The sequence below is a fragment of the Acidovorax sp. LjRoot66 genome (assembly GCF_964253305.1).
In the GTDB taxonomy this organism is placed as follows: Bacteria; Pseudomonadota; Gammaproteobacteria; order Burkholderiales; family Burkholderiaceae_C; genus Acidovorax.
The window spans coordinates 242,562-257,534 of record NZ_CAXUQU020000002.1 but is presented as its reverse complement, the minus strand read 5'-3'; the positions used below and the strand labels follow the sequence as shown (position 1 = coordinate 257,534).

The following is a 14,973-nucleotide window of genomic DNA, read 5'->3' as shown; positions in this document are numbered from 1 at the left end:
CGCCCGGGTTCACCGGGTGTTCTGAATATTCGACATGTCCAGGCACCAATTTGAACTCGGACTGCGGTGCTGCCGCACGGGTTCACCGTGCGGCACATCTGCGTCCATGGCGGCGCGAATGGGGGACTTTGTCTACCCTGTTCTTGCCTGGGCCGCAGTCACCGCCAAAGAGCGGGTTTGCCTATGTTGGTTCGCATAATTGGTGGCATGCCAGGCAAGCTGGTATGGGTCATGGTCGGAATGCTGGTGGCAGCGTTCGTGGTCTGGAAGCTGCGGCATTGGTGGCTCATGCACCATCCAGAGCAGGACATTCGCATCAAGTACAGCCGAAGACTGGCTGAGCGTCTGAGGCTACGCAGGGTGGCGCAGCGCACAACTCGGACACGCAGAAACGCGCGAAAGCGCGCGCGCGGTCGCATGAATCAAGGATGAGCTCACAAAGCTATCTCAACACCGCGTGTTGCGAGCACGCCTTGCTGTTTCTAGTGTGGCCCTCTCAACACAATTGCCGGAAATCCCATCATGCTGATCATTCGAATGCTCCCCATGCCATCCGCCATGAGCCGCCTGCTCGTGCGCTGCCTGCTGCTTGCGTGCGCGCTGACAGCAGGTTGCGCTGCACCTGTTTACGAGGATCGCCTGCCTTGGGCGGATGGCTGGCGATTGGGCAAAGTCAGCAGGGTTGAAACATTGAAGGACGACTCGGCGTTCTACAGCCGACGTTGCTCGAAACGTCCTGAGGTCGCGCCATCCCAGGTCGCAGTCGTGGAATGGAGACAAGTGGGGCGTCTGCGCTGGCAAACTGCTCCGATCCCTGCCGATGTCACAGTCGCTGCCGGGGAAAGCGTCTACGTGAACGGTTGGGATTGTGCTGCTGCGCTTGTCAAGCGAAAGCAGGATTGATCGCATGCCCAAGGCGTTTGTCTTTCTTTTCGGGGAGACCGCTCAAGTCCCCTGCGCAAAGATTCGACCCGTCTCGGGGCGTGCTGGCCGGCCGAATCTCGCCGGGCAAAACACCGTGATTCCCAATGGGTAATTGCATCGTTTGTGAATTGTATCTTGAGAGTTACATTTCGCGTCTCAGACCGGCAGGTATGCGGTCTCCAACGACAACTTCCCACGAGCCATGACATCTCGACTCAAACTGCAATTGCTTTTCACGGCCGTCAGCCTTGCCCCCGCATTGGCACTGGCCCATTCAGGAGGCACAGACGCAAATGGCTGCCATGTGGAGAGCAAGACCGGCCTGCGCCACTGCCACGTCCCGCCGCCACCTCCGCCACCACCCCCCCCTCCAGCGCCCAAGCCACCACCGGCGCCCGCACCTGTCCCCGTCCCAGCTCCGGTACCAGTGCCTGCCCCCGTGCCGGCTCCTGCCCCGGTTCCGCAGCCAAGTGGCCCGCCCGAGTCTGCGATCAAGCCTGCGCCCTCACCACTGTCCTGCGTGACCGCCACGGTCACCAGGGTGATCGATGGCGACACGCTGCAGGTGAATACGCCCACCGGTCCGGAGCGCGTGCGCATCAACCAGATCGACGCACCTGAGCGCAGCCAGGCCTATGGCCTGCAGGCCACGCAGTGCCTGGCGAACCTGGTGCAGAACCAGTCGGTGTCCATGTGCAGAGACGGCACCGACCGTTACGGACGAACGGTGGCCTCCGTCTCCACCCCAGCCGGCAACGTCGGCACCGCCATGGTGGCGCAGGGGTGTGCCTTGGCCTACACCAAGTACCTCGAAGCGGGAAGCAACTTGCCAGCGGTGCAGGCCAATGCGCAAGCGGCCAGGCTCGGCCTGTGGGCGATTGCAGGCATCATGCCGCCATGGCAGTACCGCGCTGCGGTGGGGCCGGTGACCGCGGCGAACGGAGTACCTGCGGTCAATGTAAGCGCGCCGACCACAGCCGCCGTGCACGACCGGATCTTTGACTGGGTGGAGCACAAATTCCCCGACCATGCCGTGGGAGGCACCGGCACCACCTTCAACGGAACGGCCCTGGGCAGGTGCTATGCAGGCAACCTGTGCGTGCGGATCCTGGCCGGACGTCTGGAATTGGTCAATCCTGACGGCACCGTTGTGGATGTCGGCTTCCACGGGGACTTCCTCCCTGTGGTCGAGGCAGAGGGCTTCTAAGGCCTTGGATCCGTGCCGCCGCGCAAGCATTGCGCAGCGGCACCAGTGGACAGGGCTTGTGCTGCCGCCGCGACATGGTCAGCGCACGCCCGATGGTTCATGGGGTTCGCTCAGTGCTGGGGCGAAGCCTTTGGCAGGAACTCAATGCCGGTTCGCCTGACCAGTTCCTGGTAGCTGATCGGTGCGCTGACACGCTCCCCCTCGCGGTTGGCCTGCCAGTGTGCCCAGGCGCGCTGCGTGCTGGCGTCGTACACCAGCTTGTAGAGGTAGGCGGGCACCTTAACGCCGTTGCGACCAATAGTCGGGCTGGTGGCAGTGAAGACGGGTCCCGTGATCACGTATACCTCGCCCTTTGCGCGCAGCACGTATTGCCGCGTGTCCTGCTCAATCTTGGCCCATGGCCCACCGTTGTGCTGGATGTTCTGCGGAACCATGTTGGCCAGGCTGAAGCTCTGCGCCATGGCTGTCGGTGTCGGCATATCCCCAGCCGGTGCCATGTGCCCGCGCGAGTAGCCCGAGCGTTTGTAGTCTTCCAGTTCCGCGCGCTCATCGGCTGGAAGCCGGGCGTCCGAAAAGAACCTGTCTGCCCGGCGCTCGTCGGCATCCTCGATGCTCTTTCGGGTCAACCGTTGCGCAACGAACAGCGGCGTACGGGAACCGCCGTCATGCAGCACGGCAAATGCTTCATAGCACAGCTCCCGGCGGCGGTGCGCTGGTGGCGCTGCAGGTGGGATGCCACGCGCGAAGAACTGTGGACATTGCGCGAAGCTGGTGGGCTGCGGCGTGAGCAGCGCCGAGCTGTCGTAGATCGGGTGGGGTGTTCGGGCTGAGACGGGGCTAGCAAGCGCCAGCACCAAGGCGGTGGCCAGGCGCAGACTGCGCGGCCAGGAGAGGGGAAGATTCACGTACGGCGTCGAAAATAGAAACGCCGCCGATTGAACCACCCTTCAGCCCCGATAAAGGGCCGAAGGGCCGTGGAGCCGCAGGGTCTTGCCGGGGCGTTGAAGTGCCTGCTCAGGCCAATCGCGCCCCAACGACGCGCCTCAGGGCTGAGCACTCTCCGTGGCACCCCAAGGCACCGTGATCGACACGTCTACCGGCTTGTATCGAGCCTGGCCGAGCGGGGTCTTCTTGGCCAACTGGAACAGCCAGAAGTCCTGGTCCTGTGCCGACATTCCCTTGAACAACTCGCGCTCTTTGTCGTTCAGCAGATGGCCAAACTTTTCGAAGCGGGTGCGCTTCTTGGAGGGATGCACGGCAGCTCCCAGAGTAGCGGATTGTGCCCCCGCCCCCTGGGTTTGAGAACCACCGCCGAAGTCCGTGAATTTCCCGCCAATCCAGATGTGCGTGGGCGCATAGGAAGTCAGCACACCAACCCATTGAAGGGCCTCGGCGGGGGAGGCCGGGATGGTGGGGCCCAGATGGCGGAAAAGCCGGTAGTTCTGGACGTGGTCCATGGCTGTCCGGGCCAGATCCTCAGGCGACTGCGATGCCGCAAACGTGGACCCGGCCCCATCACGGGCGTGGACCAAGCCGGGCCAGAGGTCCTTGGCCGCGAGGTACCACCCGTCGCTGCACTCGGCATAAGCAGCGCCGGGGGCAAACTCCTGAGCATCCTTGACGTCCATGGCGAACACAAACCCGCGCGCGAAGGCCTCTTGCGAGTCGCTCACCGCCGGGTGCCGCTCATTGACCCGAGCCAGCAGGTCCTTCAGCGATTGAGGAAGCGCCATGGCGCGCGGGCGGGTACCCGTTTGGGCATGGCAAACGGTCACGTGCTTCCAGTGCAGATAGCCGTGCTCCTTGGCAACGACTTCTCGCGCGGCTGTAAGGGTTACACCTGGGGTTTTGCTCAACGCCTTGGCTTCGCGCTTGAGATTTTCGACGGCGGTTGCCGTGGTAGAGATAAATTGCATAAGCGTTCCTGCATGTTTCTGCGGATGTACCCGGTGCTCACTGCCGAGCTCCGCGAACATGGGAAGCTCAGATAAAAAGGTCTTCAAGTCGTGCCGGCGAACCGGTTATGCCGTGGTGAGCAGCAGGCGTCGACAAACACCAGCGGGCAGTGTATCGGAGCCAGCGCCAGAAGAAAAGCCCTGTGGTCTGCTGTCTTGGTGGATGTCGCCAGGAGGCTTTGAAGATCACCGTCGCACTTTGGAAGCTGCTGGCGCGGTAGTGCAAGGGTGTCCTTTCCATAGGCCAGCGCCGCCACAGCGTTACCCAAAGGACTGGAGCACCAGTATTGGCAGCCGTGCGGCCTGCCCTGGATGCCAAATTTAAATTGCCAGGGTGTACCACGCGTGGTGTAGTGCGAGTTGATCCTTGCTATCGGCTTCTGCCCTGATGCCGCTGTCTCTGGCCACGTTTTTTGAACAAACTGCAAAGCACTGGTAGACCGGCCCAGCCACGTACCGGCCAATTTGGAGACATCATGAAAACAGCCATCTTCGTCGCGGTACTTCTGTGCGCTGGTTTTGCGCAAGCGCACTCGGGAGGAACAGACAAACAAGGTTGCCACGTCGACCACAAGACGGGCTTGCGGCACTGCCATTGACGCTTTTAGAGTTGCCCGCTCAACCAGCATGCGTTGCCAGCAAATAAAACTCTGAAAGGCCGCTGCGCCGCACGGCACGGGGGTATCACACTGGCCGACCCACCCTCAGCCAAGAACGCCACTCGCTGCAGCGTCCAGCACGGCGAGTGGTGCTTCACTCACATTGCAGCTTGGTGAAATCCGCTATTGATGGGAATTCAAATGAAAATTGGTGCACTGATTCCGTTCGCACTCTTCGCGGCCTCTCCCTATGGCTTCGCCGCACAGGTTGACCAGAACGATCTTTCGTTCCTCTCCGCTGTCGCTTCCGAACAGGGGGCTGTCAGGGTTGCTATCAACATAGATCCGCTTCGCAAACTAAACGCCTCGGCGGAGGAAAAGTCGGAGCATGCAAAAAGAGTTTTGATGAAAACCGAAAATCTCAAGGCAGAGCTTGGCGATCAAGCTTATTCCGGCGGATTTTGGAGCAATGCCACAGGCCAAATCGGCCTCTATGTAAAACGCGGAGGATTGCAGATTCTCCAGAACAGTCAGAATGCGATTTCCTTCACGCGAGATATTTCTGACAAAATGAGAATAAAAATCTCGGATCTCGATGGTGGATTGTCTGCCTTGCACAATGCAATCAATCGCGAAGGCACGGTGGTTGCGGATATCGTACTCAGTACCGATGGAACAAGTTACCGACTTTTGCCGGATGGCTCCGTATCAATTGACCCTTCCGCGGAACTCTCATCGCAAGCTCCCGAGGTTGTCCATAAACTGAAAGCGCTCGTCGCCGACAGGACGGAGTTCGCCAACAGCGTTCGCGTTGACCCCATTTATCCGATGATAATTTCAGCGAAGGTGGATAAGGCCGCGTTGCTCTTTTTGCAGGAAAGTGATCTGGTACGGAACCTAAGACCAAAAGGCTTCAAAGATGCGAGGAAGACGACTTGGTCAGACTTTGACAAGAGCAACACGCGGCCTGATGGGCGGCTGGAGTTTCTAGTTACCCTTCGTGGTGGAATTCTATTTTCACCCAATATGCTCTACAAGGCGACTGCAGCTCGCTACCAGGCCCAGGCAAACAGAGCAGCTGCAAAGGAAATATTTGAGGCTGTTGGGATATCGCTTTCGAAGGAAGATCCGGTCAGCGACTTCCAGGGAATTTTTGAGGTGGCCCTGCTGCCCGATCAGTATGAGCGACTGAAGTTGAATGCCGACCCTCGAATTCTGGACGCACAGGCAAACCGACCTATTGCCACGACGAAGTTGAGTGCAAGTGCTCCGCAGATAAATGCCCCAGCCGCTTGGACAGCGGGGGTACGGGGTGCAGGCCAAACGATCGTCATCATAGATCATGGGGTGCGCAGTGATCACAAGATGCTAATGAATGGCTCGGCGAAGCGGGTAGTAGCCCAGGACTGCTTTGGGTCAGATAGCGGCGGGTACACATCCATATGCCCCGGAAAAAACATCACGCTCAATGGTGACAGTCCTGCTACCACCCCCAATTCCGGCGAACCACTTTCCAACGCCATCAAATGCCAGCAGATCAACTTAAATATCAAGTGTGGGCATGGAACACATATGGCTGCCATTGCAGCGGGGCGTTCAACCCCGCTTGTCGACAATGGAAATTTGCAAGGAGTTGCTCCCGATGCATCGCTTCATTCTATTAACGTTTTTTCGTACAACATGAACGCCAATACGGAGCAAGCCTTTCTTACAGATATAACAAAAGCTCTTCAATGGGTTGCTCAGTTGTCTGGTGGAAGTGTCGGTCCTTCTGCACCAGTTGCACAGATGGTGGTCAATATGAGCATTGGTTCAGTAGCGACATATCAAAATGATTGCGATGCAGCAGTTAGCGTCCCTAGCCTCATCGCGCTTCAAACGCTGAGGTGGGCGAACATTCCTGTCTTTAGTTCAACCGGAAATCACAATATCCAGAACGGAGTCAACTGGCCGGCGTGCTCAGAGTTCGTCATCAAGGTTGCTGCCGTACCTAACGACGGAGCTGGAGTGATGAAGGCCAGTTATTCGAATCTCGGAATTCCTTCAAACTATAGCAGCCCCACAATTTTTGCCCCTGGTGGGGAACCTTCACCTGGGGTCCGAATTCTGAGTGCAGGGCGAGTTGATGATGTAGACATTTTTTACTATTATGGAACATCTCAGGCTGCTGCCCATGTATCTGGATTTGCAGCGTTATATAAATCAACCATGCCAACAGCAACCGTGGCCGATTTCGTTAGCTGGGTAAACAGCGTGGCAAGTATCCCTGTTCCATTTACCCTTCCATCAGGCCCCGTGAGTGCCCCAAGAATCTTGTACCCGTGAGCGTCGAGAAGAAATCGGATCAGAGTACGGTTATTAAGTCGAATCACCGCCGTCGCAAGCGTACAGGTCTGACTACATACACCAGCGCCCGTTGAGCGATGCGCTGGGTACATCGATGCCGCCCCTTATGTCTTTGGCGTCTGTGCCGCCTTGAAATCCGTCAACACCAGCGTGAGTGTGAACGACGCGCTCGGCCTAGATCACTACCATGGACGTGCCAGCAAACATGGCCCTGGTAGGCCAAGCGCCGCTCAGCCTGAGAACGCCACGCGCTGCACCGTCCACACGATCAGCGCCACCGAACCGCCCTTGACAACCACGGTGCGGTAGCCCGACCCGCGGGCCAGCAGCAGGGATACGCCACCACCATGAGCTGGCCGGGCTCCACCCCCAGGTTGAACCCCGCCAGCCCCAGACCAGCTGGCCGCCAGAGACGCCGTCCTCGCCCAGCCTCCCGAGAACCCCAGCCCGTGCACCAGATCAAAGCACAGCGCCACCAAATCGCTGCGCAGCCCTTCACCCGGAACAGGTGCTTGCAGAGCGTCACAATGTCCGGAGTTGCGCCCAAGCACTCTCTATGGAGATAGCGTTGCCCAAGTCACTCACTCAGATGAAGAAACGCCTTGAAGAGGCGATGAATGAAGCCCATGAAGCCGAGGAGATCATTCCGCTGATGAAAGAGGTGATCGCCAGGTTCGAACTGGTGCCGGACGACCTGTTTCATACAGGTACGCCAGAATCAAAAGTGGCTCCGCGCAAGACGTCCCGAGTGGATCAGCCGTCAGGCACCGAGACGGGCATGTACCGAGACGCGCATGGAAACACATGGGCCGGCAGGGGCCGCCGTCCCAAGTGGCTGACCGAAGCCTTGGAGCACGGCAAAACACTTGAAGACTTCCTGCCTCGCGAAAGGCGTCTTCGAAGCGCTAAGTAGTTGTAGTCAGAGGGGTTTTTTCGTTCGAATTCCGGTTTTGCATAGAAACCGAGGTTACCCCTACCAGAGTGGTCCCACCCACCTCGGCTTGGACTTCGGTGAGCTGAGGCTTGCCCGAACTTCATCCTCGGTGGCTAGCCCGCAGCACGTCGTACACTCGCATTCAATCATTTGGAGACGGCTATGGCCTCCTACTGTCTGCAGATCATCCCAGACCCCGATCAAGACGAGACGTTCCGCTGGATTGTCCTAGAGCAGGAGGCGAACGAGGCGCTGGTCTTCAAGCCCCACTCGGCATCGGAATGCGATTTCGACAGCTGGGCGTCGGCACTCGACGCTGGCACTTTGGCACTGGCGGCCGCAGAGGGTCAGCCCTACGAGAACGAGGCAGCAGACCCTGTTGGTGATGCCGACTGTTCGAAGGGTGACTGAGTTTCACGCTGCTACTTGCAGGGGTAGGTGATGTGTGGGCAACGCGGAGAACAGAGGTCGCGCCTCGACGTTGCCAAAGCAGCGCGTAACAGCCCAGTGGGGGCCCCAGCCCGACCAGGATGGGGTGCGAGCACGGTCGCCATTTACCAGCGCCCCCTTGATCGAGCAAAGCCATCGAGACTTGGCTGGATGACCTGCCACGACCCCGGAATCGGTCCTGCGTAGCCCATCCCCTTGAGTGTCTTCAGCGCCGAAACAATGTCGCTCACAACAAGCGCGCCTAGGTACTCGTCGGGGGTACCCACCGAGGTCGGCAACTCAGTCTGCCACCCCCGGAATGCTGGCCAGGGCGCCAACGTCTGGAACATGTCTCGGTGCTCCTGCCGCACCCACTGCTGCCCAGTGGGTGAAGTGAGCAACGCGACCGAGCTGCCCGAGTGCCACGGCCAAGGCCAGCGCCGGCCTGGCGGGCCCAAGTCATCAGAGAATCGAAGGGCAGGGGACGGGGCAGGCGGCTGCCTCGCGGCAGCGGCTTCTCTGAGAAGCTTTTCCTGCTCAAGCGCGGCCTGTCTTTCACGTTCAGTCTCGTCCTCAAACCTGGCGATCAATGCTGCGGTGTTTTCCACCAGCAGGCGCCGCTCCTCCGCAGTGAGCCGACGGCCTGATCCACCGGCATTGTCATACGCTGGCCTGCCCAGGGCAGAGGACGATCCGTATCGTTTCTCAAAGCACGTGGAGCCCAACACCAGAACGCGCCCCTCATCCCTGACAACGTGGATGGCCGCATAGACCCCGTGATTGCAGGCTGGTTGCTGACACTGCACACGCTGAGACGGCTCCACCGCCACTATGGCCAGAAGGCGGGGGGAAGAGGGGGATGCGTGCATATCTGTTCCGTTCAAGCTGCCCGAGTGCCAGATTCTCGCTGATCAGCCTCGGGCGCAGAACCGCCGCTCGAAACGCAAAAAGCCCCGGGCACGATCGATAGATCGCGCCCGAGGCTCATTTGAAGGTCGCCTATTCGACCGGGTCTTTACGGCCTACTGCGGCGTCAGAGACGAAGCAGAAGGCATCGGTAAGAAGGCCGAGGCGCATGCCAACGACCGGTTGTCAGGGTGGTCTATCGACCACCGGCCGGGCTTGAGCCCAGTCAGCGATGCAGCATGCGAGGCAGCTGCAGGCGTAGCGAAGGCAGCAGTATTCGTGCCCACAGACACGGTAAAGCACCCTGCTGCGCTATAGCCGTGAAGCACCGCTGCCTCGCTCGTAGAAAAGGCATAGCCGATCACGTATTCAGTGGCAGCGGTACCAAGCGCATGGCTCTTGGGTCCAGGGTACCCGGCTTGGGCCTGAGTAATGGTGGTGACCATTCAGTGATTCCAATGCCCACGGCCATACCACTGCCCAGCGACCAGTATCCGGTCGCGTGCGTCGATCTTCACAGACTCCTTGGTCCCGTCGGCCCGGAGCACAGTGCAACTGCCGGCGACGCCGGAGCTCGTCGGCACGAAGCCGCAGACATAGAAGCGCCAACGACCTGAACGCCCTTCACGGGCCTGTTGAAAGCCGCGGAAATTGCGCACTTGCCATTCACCGGCGTTGCGAATCTCACCTTCGGCCATGAGTGGTGGTTCGTCCGCCGCGATCTCAAAACTCATCTGCTGTTGAGCCATATTGGAAGTCTCCAGAGTGTGGCGAGCAGCTGCCCCGGTCGGGCTGTGCTGCCCGACCGGGTTGATGGTGCCGGTCCTACTGGGACCGGCGTTCCTGCGAAGCGTAGAACGCGCAGGATGTGATGTAGCCGTCAGGTGATGGCGACGTGGGCCATCCCTTGGCACAGGAGCTCGTTTCGCCGGGGCGATAGGAGCAAGCTGAGCATTCGGAGCACAGGTCGTCGTCGCTGATGGACCGCCCGGCACCGCTAGGCGAGCGCGGCTCAGCCCTGGTTGCAATGTGCATGGAATTCTTCCTTGGGATTGGAACAGGCTCCATGCCGCAATGGGCAATGGCTTGCCCGTGGGGGATGTTGGGAATCAAGGTCAGCAGACGGAAACCGTTGCGCCCCGATGGTCTGGCCTCGGGAGGCCAGTGGAAAGGCCGGGAGATGCCCAGCGGCTCAGCAAGTGCCGTGCTACACCAATTCTAGCGCCGACCACGAAAACTCGGCAGGGCACCGTGGGGTACGAGGCAGACGCCATTGGCATGCAGAGGTTGCCCGCGAAGCGCTTGGTGGAGCAAACGCGATAACATAGGAAATCAATACCCTAGGACCACCAGCAACGATAGGAGTTCGGTCGTGTGTTACAGCGCTCAAACCTGGGCGGATTTCAGGCGGTACACGAGAGCTTACGGCGTCGACATCGATATCCGTGAGTTCTACCGACTTTTCGTCCGTAGGAACGGGGGTGCCAAACTACCAGTGCCCAAAGCGCTCGAGGACGCTTTTCTCAACGACCCTGATCCGAAGATGGCGGAAATCGCTGCCCTAGTCCGTCAGCACCGCGAGGCAGAGGCGGTGCGGCTCCAGCAGCTGGTGTTTGAGCAAAAGGCGCGTCTTGTCGAGGCCGATCGCCAGCTGGTCCAGAAGCTCACCAAGAAGTGGAGCGAAGAGCGGCGCATCGCCACGGACAAAATCGAGGGAGCCCTGCAGAAGCTCGCGCACTTGAACCGGGCCCAGCCACGCGATAGCGACTCACGGATCTACCCCGGCTACTACCTCCCTGTGATGATCTGGGAAGACGGACGGCGTGTGCTGAGGCCGATGCGGTACTTGTGCCGGCCGCCGGGAAAGCCAGAGGCGAACGATCACCGCTTTCCTGGTACGTACAACGCAAGAATGACCTCCCTGGAAGGCTACTGGTCCGGCGTATTCGGCATCACCCATGGAGTCGTTCTCGCCAGCGCCTTCTACGAACACGTCAACAGGCACCGCGCAGAGCAGCGCGCACTCGCAGAGGGCGAGAAGGTTGAGGACGTGATCCTGGAGTTCAAGCCACGGCCTGAGCACAACATGCTGCTGGCCTGCGTGTGGGCACACTGGACGGCCCCTGGAAAAGAGGACCTCTACTCTGTGGCGCTGGTAACCGACGATCCGCCACCGGAGGTCAGCCAGGCGGGGCACGATCGGTGCGTGATCCCCATCGATCCTTCCAATCTGGACGCTTGGCTGCAGCCAGACCGCAACAACCTGGCAGAGAGCTATCGCATCCTGCGCGAGAAGGAAGCGATACGGCCTTACTACGAGCACCGGATAGCTGCCTAGCCCTCCAACGGCCACTCCCTGTGATGGAAACTCGCGCCGGCCGCGCACAAGCGGATGCAGCGTGTCTCACCCATGGCTCTCAGCCCTCAGTTCACCGTGTCCCCGTCGTTCCAAGGGCGTCAACGCAGCGCGGCACGGGCTTGACGGATCACTCAAGTAGCGAATACTGGTGCCAATCTGCTCAGGAACCACCAGCGATATGACAACCGGCCCGCTACCCAAGACAGTCTCCTTCGAAACGACCAACGGCACGGTCACGCTCCCATTCGCAGGAGCACAGTACCTTGCCGCACTGGGTGAGGGAATCAGGCTCCAGGTGCTTGGTGCCTTGGGCACAATCGGCCACGAAGAAATTGCCCGGTCCTGGCTGTGGGCGTCCGACGATTTCGCTACCAAAACGCTCATGCTCGAGCAGCGGACCGGCGAGCTGAACCAGACCGCTGGCATTTCGGAGAATCCGGCTGATTTCACTGAAATGCTCGCGCTGGCAAGCGCCGAGTATCCACAGGACGCCATCTGGCAGGAACGCCGGTCAGCCCAGGACAGGGCCCGAGCGCACATGGAGCGGACATGGTCTAAGGTCCATGCCATCTTGCTCGCGGCACGCAATGCCATCGACGAGACTGGTTACGACGGATCGCCTTCCTAGACCGCGTGGACAACCAACGCCAGTTCAGCCCAATTCCACATCGTCCAAGTCGGCGGAGAAACCTACAGCAGCATGCACGCCCTCAACATCGGAGCCTCCTACATCAACGGCATCACCTCCTGGCCTGACGGCAATGCGGAGTACAACTACCTTTCCACCGGACACGAGCTGCGCATCTTCTGGGCTTCGCCTACTGAGGCAGAGATCGAAGCGGTCCGGCGCGGGCCAATGCACTTGGGCCTTTTTGTGGATGGATCGGTCATTGACCTGGTGTGGCGCATCGAAGGCGCCGGTGGCTGGTCCGACACACCCTTCTCGATCCACCAGGTTCCGGAGGCATCGAGGGCAATACCCGACGCAACCACCGGCGAAGAGCGAGCGCTACTCACCGTGCTGCTGGTAGATGCGGCCACAGGGATTCTCAAGGCGATAAGGGCGCTTTCGATTCCACCCCATGCCACCGAGCGGCTTCACGCTGCCATTCGCGCCCAAGCCGCTGCCCCATGGGAAGGCAGGGAAGCGCACCTAGCCAAGATTGCCGCGATTTACCGGCGCTTTCCGGACAGCCAAGACCTGGCTCTGGCAGCAGAGGTACTCGTGCGAGGCGGCACCTAAGCCGCCAGCTGTGGCGCCGGCCGGCAAGGTGACAACGGAATGGGCCGCCCAGCGGGCCCCAGCACCGCACCTGCTTGCATTGGTGTTCGGTTTTTGTCCACAATTCGCAGGTTGACGCTTTGCGTTCGCATGCCGCCAGTCGGCATCTATCACGGCAGCTCGAAAGAATCGCTGCCATCCATTCACCCACAGGGGCACTGCCCCTTGTGGTGGTGCTCCGTCAGGAGCCCAAATGGAAACCATGGAGTTGTTCAGTGCACATCTGACCGAAAGGCCGGAGGTACAGAATCTACTCACCCCAATCCGCTTCGCCCAGGAAGAGCCAGAGGCTCGAGCGACGAGGAGGATTACTGAGATTTTTCGCGCCGGAAGGCCGGCAAACTGCCTATTTTCGGGCGGGAAAGACTCGTCCGTACTTTTGAGCCTGGTGCTCAATGCGGCACGAGATTTCAAGGCTTCAGGGGGCAACGTCCCACCTATCTACATCCTCCACAGCCAAACAGGTGTGGAGAACCCAGAAGTCTCTGCACTCGCGTACAGCGAGATCAAAAAGATGCGCCAGTACGCGCAGAAGCATGGACTGGATGTAACCATCCTGCTCGGGCAACCAGCACTGAATGAAAGCTGGCCCGTGCGTACATTGGGTGGCCGCGCGCTTCCTTCGTTCGGGTCAACACGCGCGGACTGCACGACGGACCTCAAGATCGCGGTCTCAAATCGGCTGATCGCTTCGGCCAAGCAACAAGTCCTGGCCGCGGGTGGAATCTGGAAGGACCCGGTTCTGATGACAGGTGTTCGAAGCGACGAGTCCGCAGTCAGAGACACCAAGATTGCAGCCCGTGGCGAAGTGGCCGAGGGCATCTGGCTGAACGACTATGGTGAGATGCGGGCATCCCCCATCCTTGACTTTGAATCCGACGACGTGTTCGCCTACTTGGCCTACTGTTCTTCTGGGGCCATTGAGAGCTACAGCGATTTCAAGATGACACTGGAGCTCTATGCAGCTGCCTCTGGCACCAGCTGCGTCATCGTCGCCGACATGCGTTCTGCGGCTATCCGCAAGCCGTGCGGAGCTCGCACAGGCTGCTGGAGTTGTACCCGCGTCCAAGACGATCGGTCAATGCACCAGATGATCGATTCGGAGCCTGCACGCTACTCGTACATGCGACCACTAGCGCGCCTCAGGGACTTCATCAGCAATTCGCAGTACGACTGGTCACGCAGGCAATTCGTTGGGCGCTCGATCTCGCCAGATGGACACATCGAAGTGGGCGCGGATACCTATTCGCCAGAGATGCTCCAGGACCTGTTCGTCTACACCCTGACCGCTGAAAGGCTGTCGGGTGTCCAGATCATGAGCCTTGAGCAGATCATCGCGATCGACGCACGATGGTCAATGTACGGACTATGGCCACCCTTTTACGCGCTCAAACTCCTCGCCGGAGTGGAGGAGGGCGGATTAAAGGAAGCGCCAATCATCGAGCGCGTACCCAAGTCTGACGTCCCAAAGGTCGGAAGGATCCACGTGGGGACAAGCTGGTATGAGGCCACTGGTCTCAATAGCGTTGCAGGGCTGCGGGACATCGGAATGGAGCTCTTCCATGAATCCTGCGGGGTAGCCCTCAGGGCACTGGCCAACGGAGCTCTCGTCGCCGACTATGAGGACGGTGATCGATTCAGTGTCGACGCGCAAGGCGCAGGCGACTTCATTGGCGTTCTGGCCGAGGATTACATCGAGCGCTACTGCCACATCGCGAATGGAGATTGGACCGAAGGGTTCAAGACATACCTGCGCATGGGGATCATCACCGTCGCGAAGGGCCAGAGCCGGTCAACCGACGAAATCATGCGCCGCACCCAGTGGCGCCAGCAGCACGGCCTCCATGGCCAGCAGAACCTGCAGGACCTCATCGCTCGATGCACGGTCTTGTACCAGCGCCAGCAGCAGCTGATCTGACGGCACCGCCGCCACTCGGTCGAGCTTGCAAGCGCAAGAAATCGGCCGCAAGGCCACAACGCAGCGAAGGCTGCATTTCCGTGAAATAAGGCACACACCAAGTGCATTCACACG

The 14,973-nt window shown here is 59.9% G+C and carries 13 protein-coding genes and 1 pseudogene; 10 read left to right on the top strand and 4 right to left on the bottom strand.

Annotated elements, in window-relative coordinates; translation table 11 throughout:
* Positions 1-522 precede the first annotated feature (522 nt).
* The 3 genes and pseudogenes from ACSQ3Y_RS33575 to ACSQ3Y_RS33565 all read left to right on the top strand — a co-directional run bounded on the left by ACSQ3Y_RS33575 (position 523) and on the right by ACSQ3Y_RS33565 (position 2,131).
* Positions 523-903, top strand: a complete 381-nt coding sequence (locus tag ACSQ3Y_RS33575; protein WP_436180372.1) for a hypothetical protein — start codon at positions 523-525, stop codon at positions 901-903.
* Positions 904-1,126: 223 nt separating this feature from the next.
* Positions 1,127-1,252: pseudogene (locus ACSQ3Y_RS33570) on the top strand (YHYH domain-containing protein); the annotation flags it as partial.
* Between the two features lie 192 nt (positions 1,253-1,444).
* On the top strand, positions 1,445-2,131 hold the full coding sequence (locus tag ACSQ3Y_RS33565; RefSeq protein WP_436180491.1) for a thermonuclease family protein: 687 nt from the start codon (positions 1,445-1,447) through the stop codon (positions 2,129-2,131).
* Between the two features lie 110 nt (positions 2,132-2,241).
* Here the strand turns inward: ACSQ3Y_RS33565 and ACSQ3Y_RS33560 are convergent, their stop codons facing one another.
* From ACSQ3Y_RS33560 to ACSQ3Y_RS33550, 3 genes are all read right to left on the bottom strand, one after another.
* A complete protein-coding gene (locus tag ACSQ3Y_RS33560) occupies positions 2,242-2,985 on the bottom strand; it encodes a DNA/RNA non-specific endonuclease (protein ID WP_305743229.1) in 744 nt (247 codons plus the stop codon).
* Between the two features lie 189 nt (positions 2,986-3,174).
* The gene (locus tag ACSQ3Y_RS33555; RefSeq protein WP_436180371.1) at positions 3,175-4,107 is read right to left on the bottom strand and encodes a hypothetical protein; all 933 of its coding nucleotides are present in this window, start codon (positions 4,105-4,107) and stop codon (positions 3,175-3,177) included.
* Positions 4,108-4,130: 23 nt separating this feature from the next.
* Entirely contained in the window at positions 4,131-4,715 is a 585-nt protein-coding gene (locus ACSQ3Y_RS33550) for a hypothetical protein (RefSeq protein ID WP_436180370.1), read from the bottom strand.
* Between the two features lie 171 nt (positions 4,716-4,886).
* Between ACSQ3Y_RS33550 and ACSQ3Y_RS33545 the strand changes: the two genes are divergently transcribed.
* From ACSQ3Y_RS33545 to ACSQ3Y_RS33535, 3 genes are all read left to right on the top strand, one after another.
* Positions 4,887-7,010, top strand: a complete 2,124-nt coding sequence (locus tag ACSQ3Y_RS33545; protein ID WP_436180369.1) for a S8 family peptidase — start codon at positions 4,887-4,889, stop codon at positions 7,008-7,010.
* Positions 7,011-7,620: 610 nt separating this feature from the next.
* On the top strand, positions 7,621-7,944 hold the full coding sequence (locus tag ACSQ3Y_RS33540; protein ID WP_436180368.1) for an H-NS histone family protein: 324 nt from the start codon (positions 7,621-7,623) through the stop codon (positions 7,942-7,944).
* Between the two features lie 183 nt (positions 7,945-8,127).
* Positions 8,128-8,376: a hypothetical protein gene (locus ACSQ3Y_RS33535; protein WP_436180367.1), complete on the top strand. Its 249-nt coding sequence runs from the start codon at positions 8,128-8,130 to the stop codon at positions 8,374-8,376.
* 1,370 nt (positions 8,377-9,746) lie between these two features.
* Here ACSQ3Y_RS33535 and ACSQ3Y_RS33530 read toward each other — a convergent pair.
* Complete coding sequence (locus ACSQ3Y_RS33530) at positions 9,747-10,049, bottom strand: hypothetical protein (RefSeq protein WP_436180366.1); 303 nt, start codon at positions 10,047-10,049, stop codon at positions 9,747-9,749.
* A gap of 746 nt (positions 10,050-10,795) precedes the next feature.
* Between ACSQ3Y_RS33530 and ACSQ3Y_RS33525 the strand changes: the two genes are divergently transcribed.
* The 4 genes from ACSQ3Y_RS33525 (at position 10,796) to ACSQ3Y_RS33510 (ending at position 14,859) form a co-directional block, all read left to right on the top strand.
* Entirely contained in the window at positions 10,796-11,638 is an 843-nt protein-coding gene (locus ACSQ3Y_RS33525) for an SOS response-associated peptidase family protein (RefSeq protein WP_436180365.1), read from the top strand.
* 199 nt (positions 11,639-11,837) lie between these two features.
* Positions 11,838-12,287: a hypothetical protein gene (locus ACSQ3Y_RS33520; protein WP_436180364.1), complete on the top strand. Its 450-nt coding sequence runs from the start codon at positions 11,838-11,840 to the stop codon at positions 12,285-12,287.
* A gap of 72 nt (positions 12,288-12,359) precedes the next feature.
* A complete protein-coding gene (locus tag ACSQ3Y_RS33515) occupies positions 12,360-12,902 on the top strand; it encodes a hypothetical protein (protein WP_436180363.1) in 543 nt (180 codons plus the stop codon).
* 232 nt (positions 12,903-13,134) lie between these two features.
* Positions 13,135-14,859 carry a phosphoadenosine phosphosulfate reductase domain-containing protein gene (locus ACSQ3Y_RS33510; RefSeq protein ID WP_436180362.1) on the top strand — a complete coding sequence of 575 codons (1,725 nt, stop codon included), beginning with the start codon at positions 13,135-13,137 and terminating at the stop codon, positions 14,857-14,859.
* Positions 14,860-14,973 lie beyond the last annotated feature (114 nt).

Excerpts from the sequence above, each read along its gene's own strand:
- ACSQ3Y_RS33540 (WP_436180368.1), top strand. The coding sequence starts at position 7,621 with ATGAAGAAACGCCTTGAAGAGGCGATGAATGAAGCCCATGAAGCCGAG.
- ACSQ3Y_RS33555 (WP_436180371.1), bottom strand. The coding sequence starts at position 4,107 with ATGTTCGCGGAGCTCGGCAGTGAGCACCGGGTACATCCGCAGAAACAT.
- ACSQ3Y_RS33550 (WP_436180370.1), bottom strand. The coding sequence starts at position 4,715 with ATGCTGGTTGAGCGGGCAACTCTAAAAGCGTCAATGGCAGTGCCGCAA.
- ACSQ3Y_RS33510 (WP_436180362.1), top strand. The coding sequence starts at position 13,135 with ATGGAAACCATGGAGTTGTTCAGTGCACATCTGACCGAAAGGCCGGAG.
- ACSQ3Y_RS33545 (WP_436180369.1), top strand. The coding sequence starts at position 4,887 with ATGAAAATTGGTGCACTGATTCCGTTCGCACTCTTCGCGGCCTCTCCC.
- ACSQ3Y_RS33575 (WP_436180372.1), top strand. The coding sequence starts at position 523 with ATGCTGATCATTCGAATGCTCCCCATGCCATCCGCCATGAGCCGCCTG.
- ACSQ3Y_RS33515 (WP_436180363.1), top strand. The coding sequence starts at position 12,360 with ATGCACGCCCTCAACATCGGAGCCTCCTACATCAACGGCATCACCTCC.
- ACSQ3Y_RS33520 (WP_436180364.1), top strand. The coding sequence starts at position 11,838 with ATGACAACCGGCCCGCTACCCAAGACAGTCTCCTTCGAAACGACCAAC.
- ACSQ3Y_RS33530 (WP_436180366.1), bottom strand. The coding sequence starts at position 10,049 with ATGGCTCAACAGCAGATGAGTTTTGAGATCGCGGCGGACGAACCACCA.
- ACSQ3Y_RS33535 (WP_436180367.1), top strand. The coding sequence starts at position 8,128 with ATGGCCTCCTACTGTCTGCAGATCATCCCAGACCCCGATCAAGACGAG.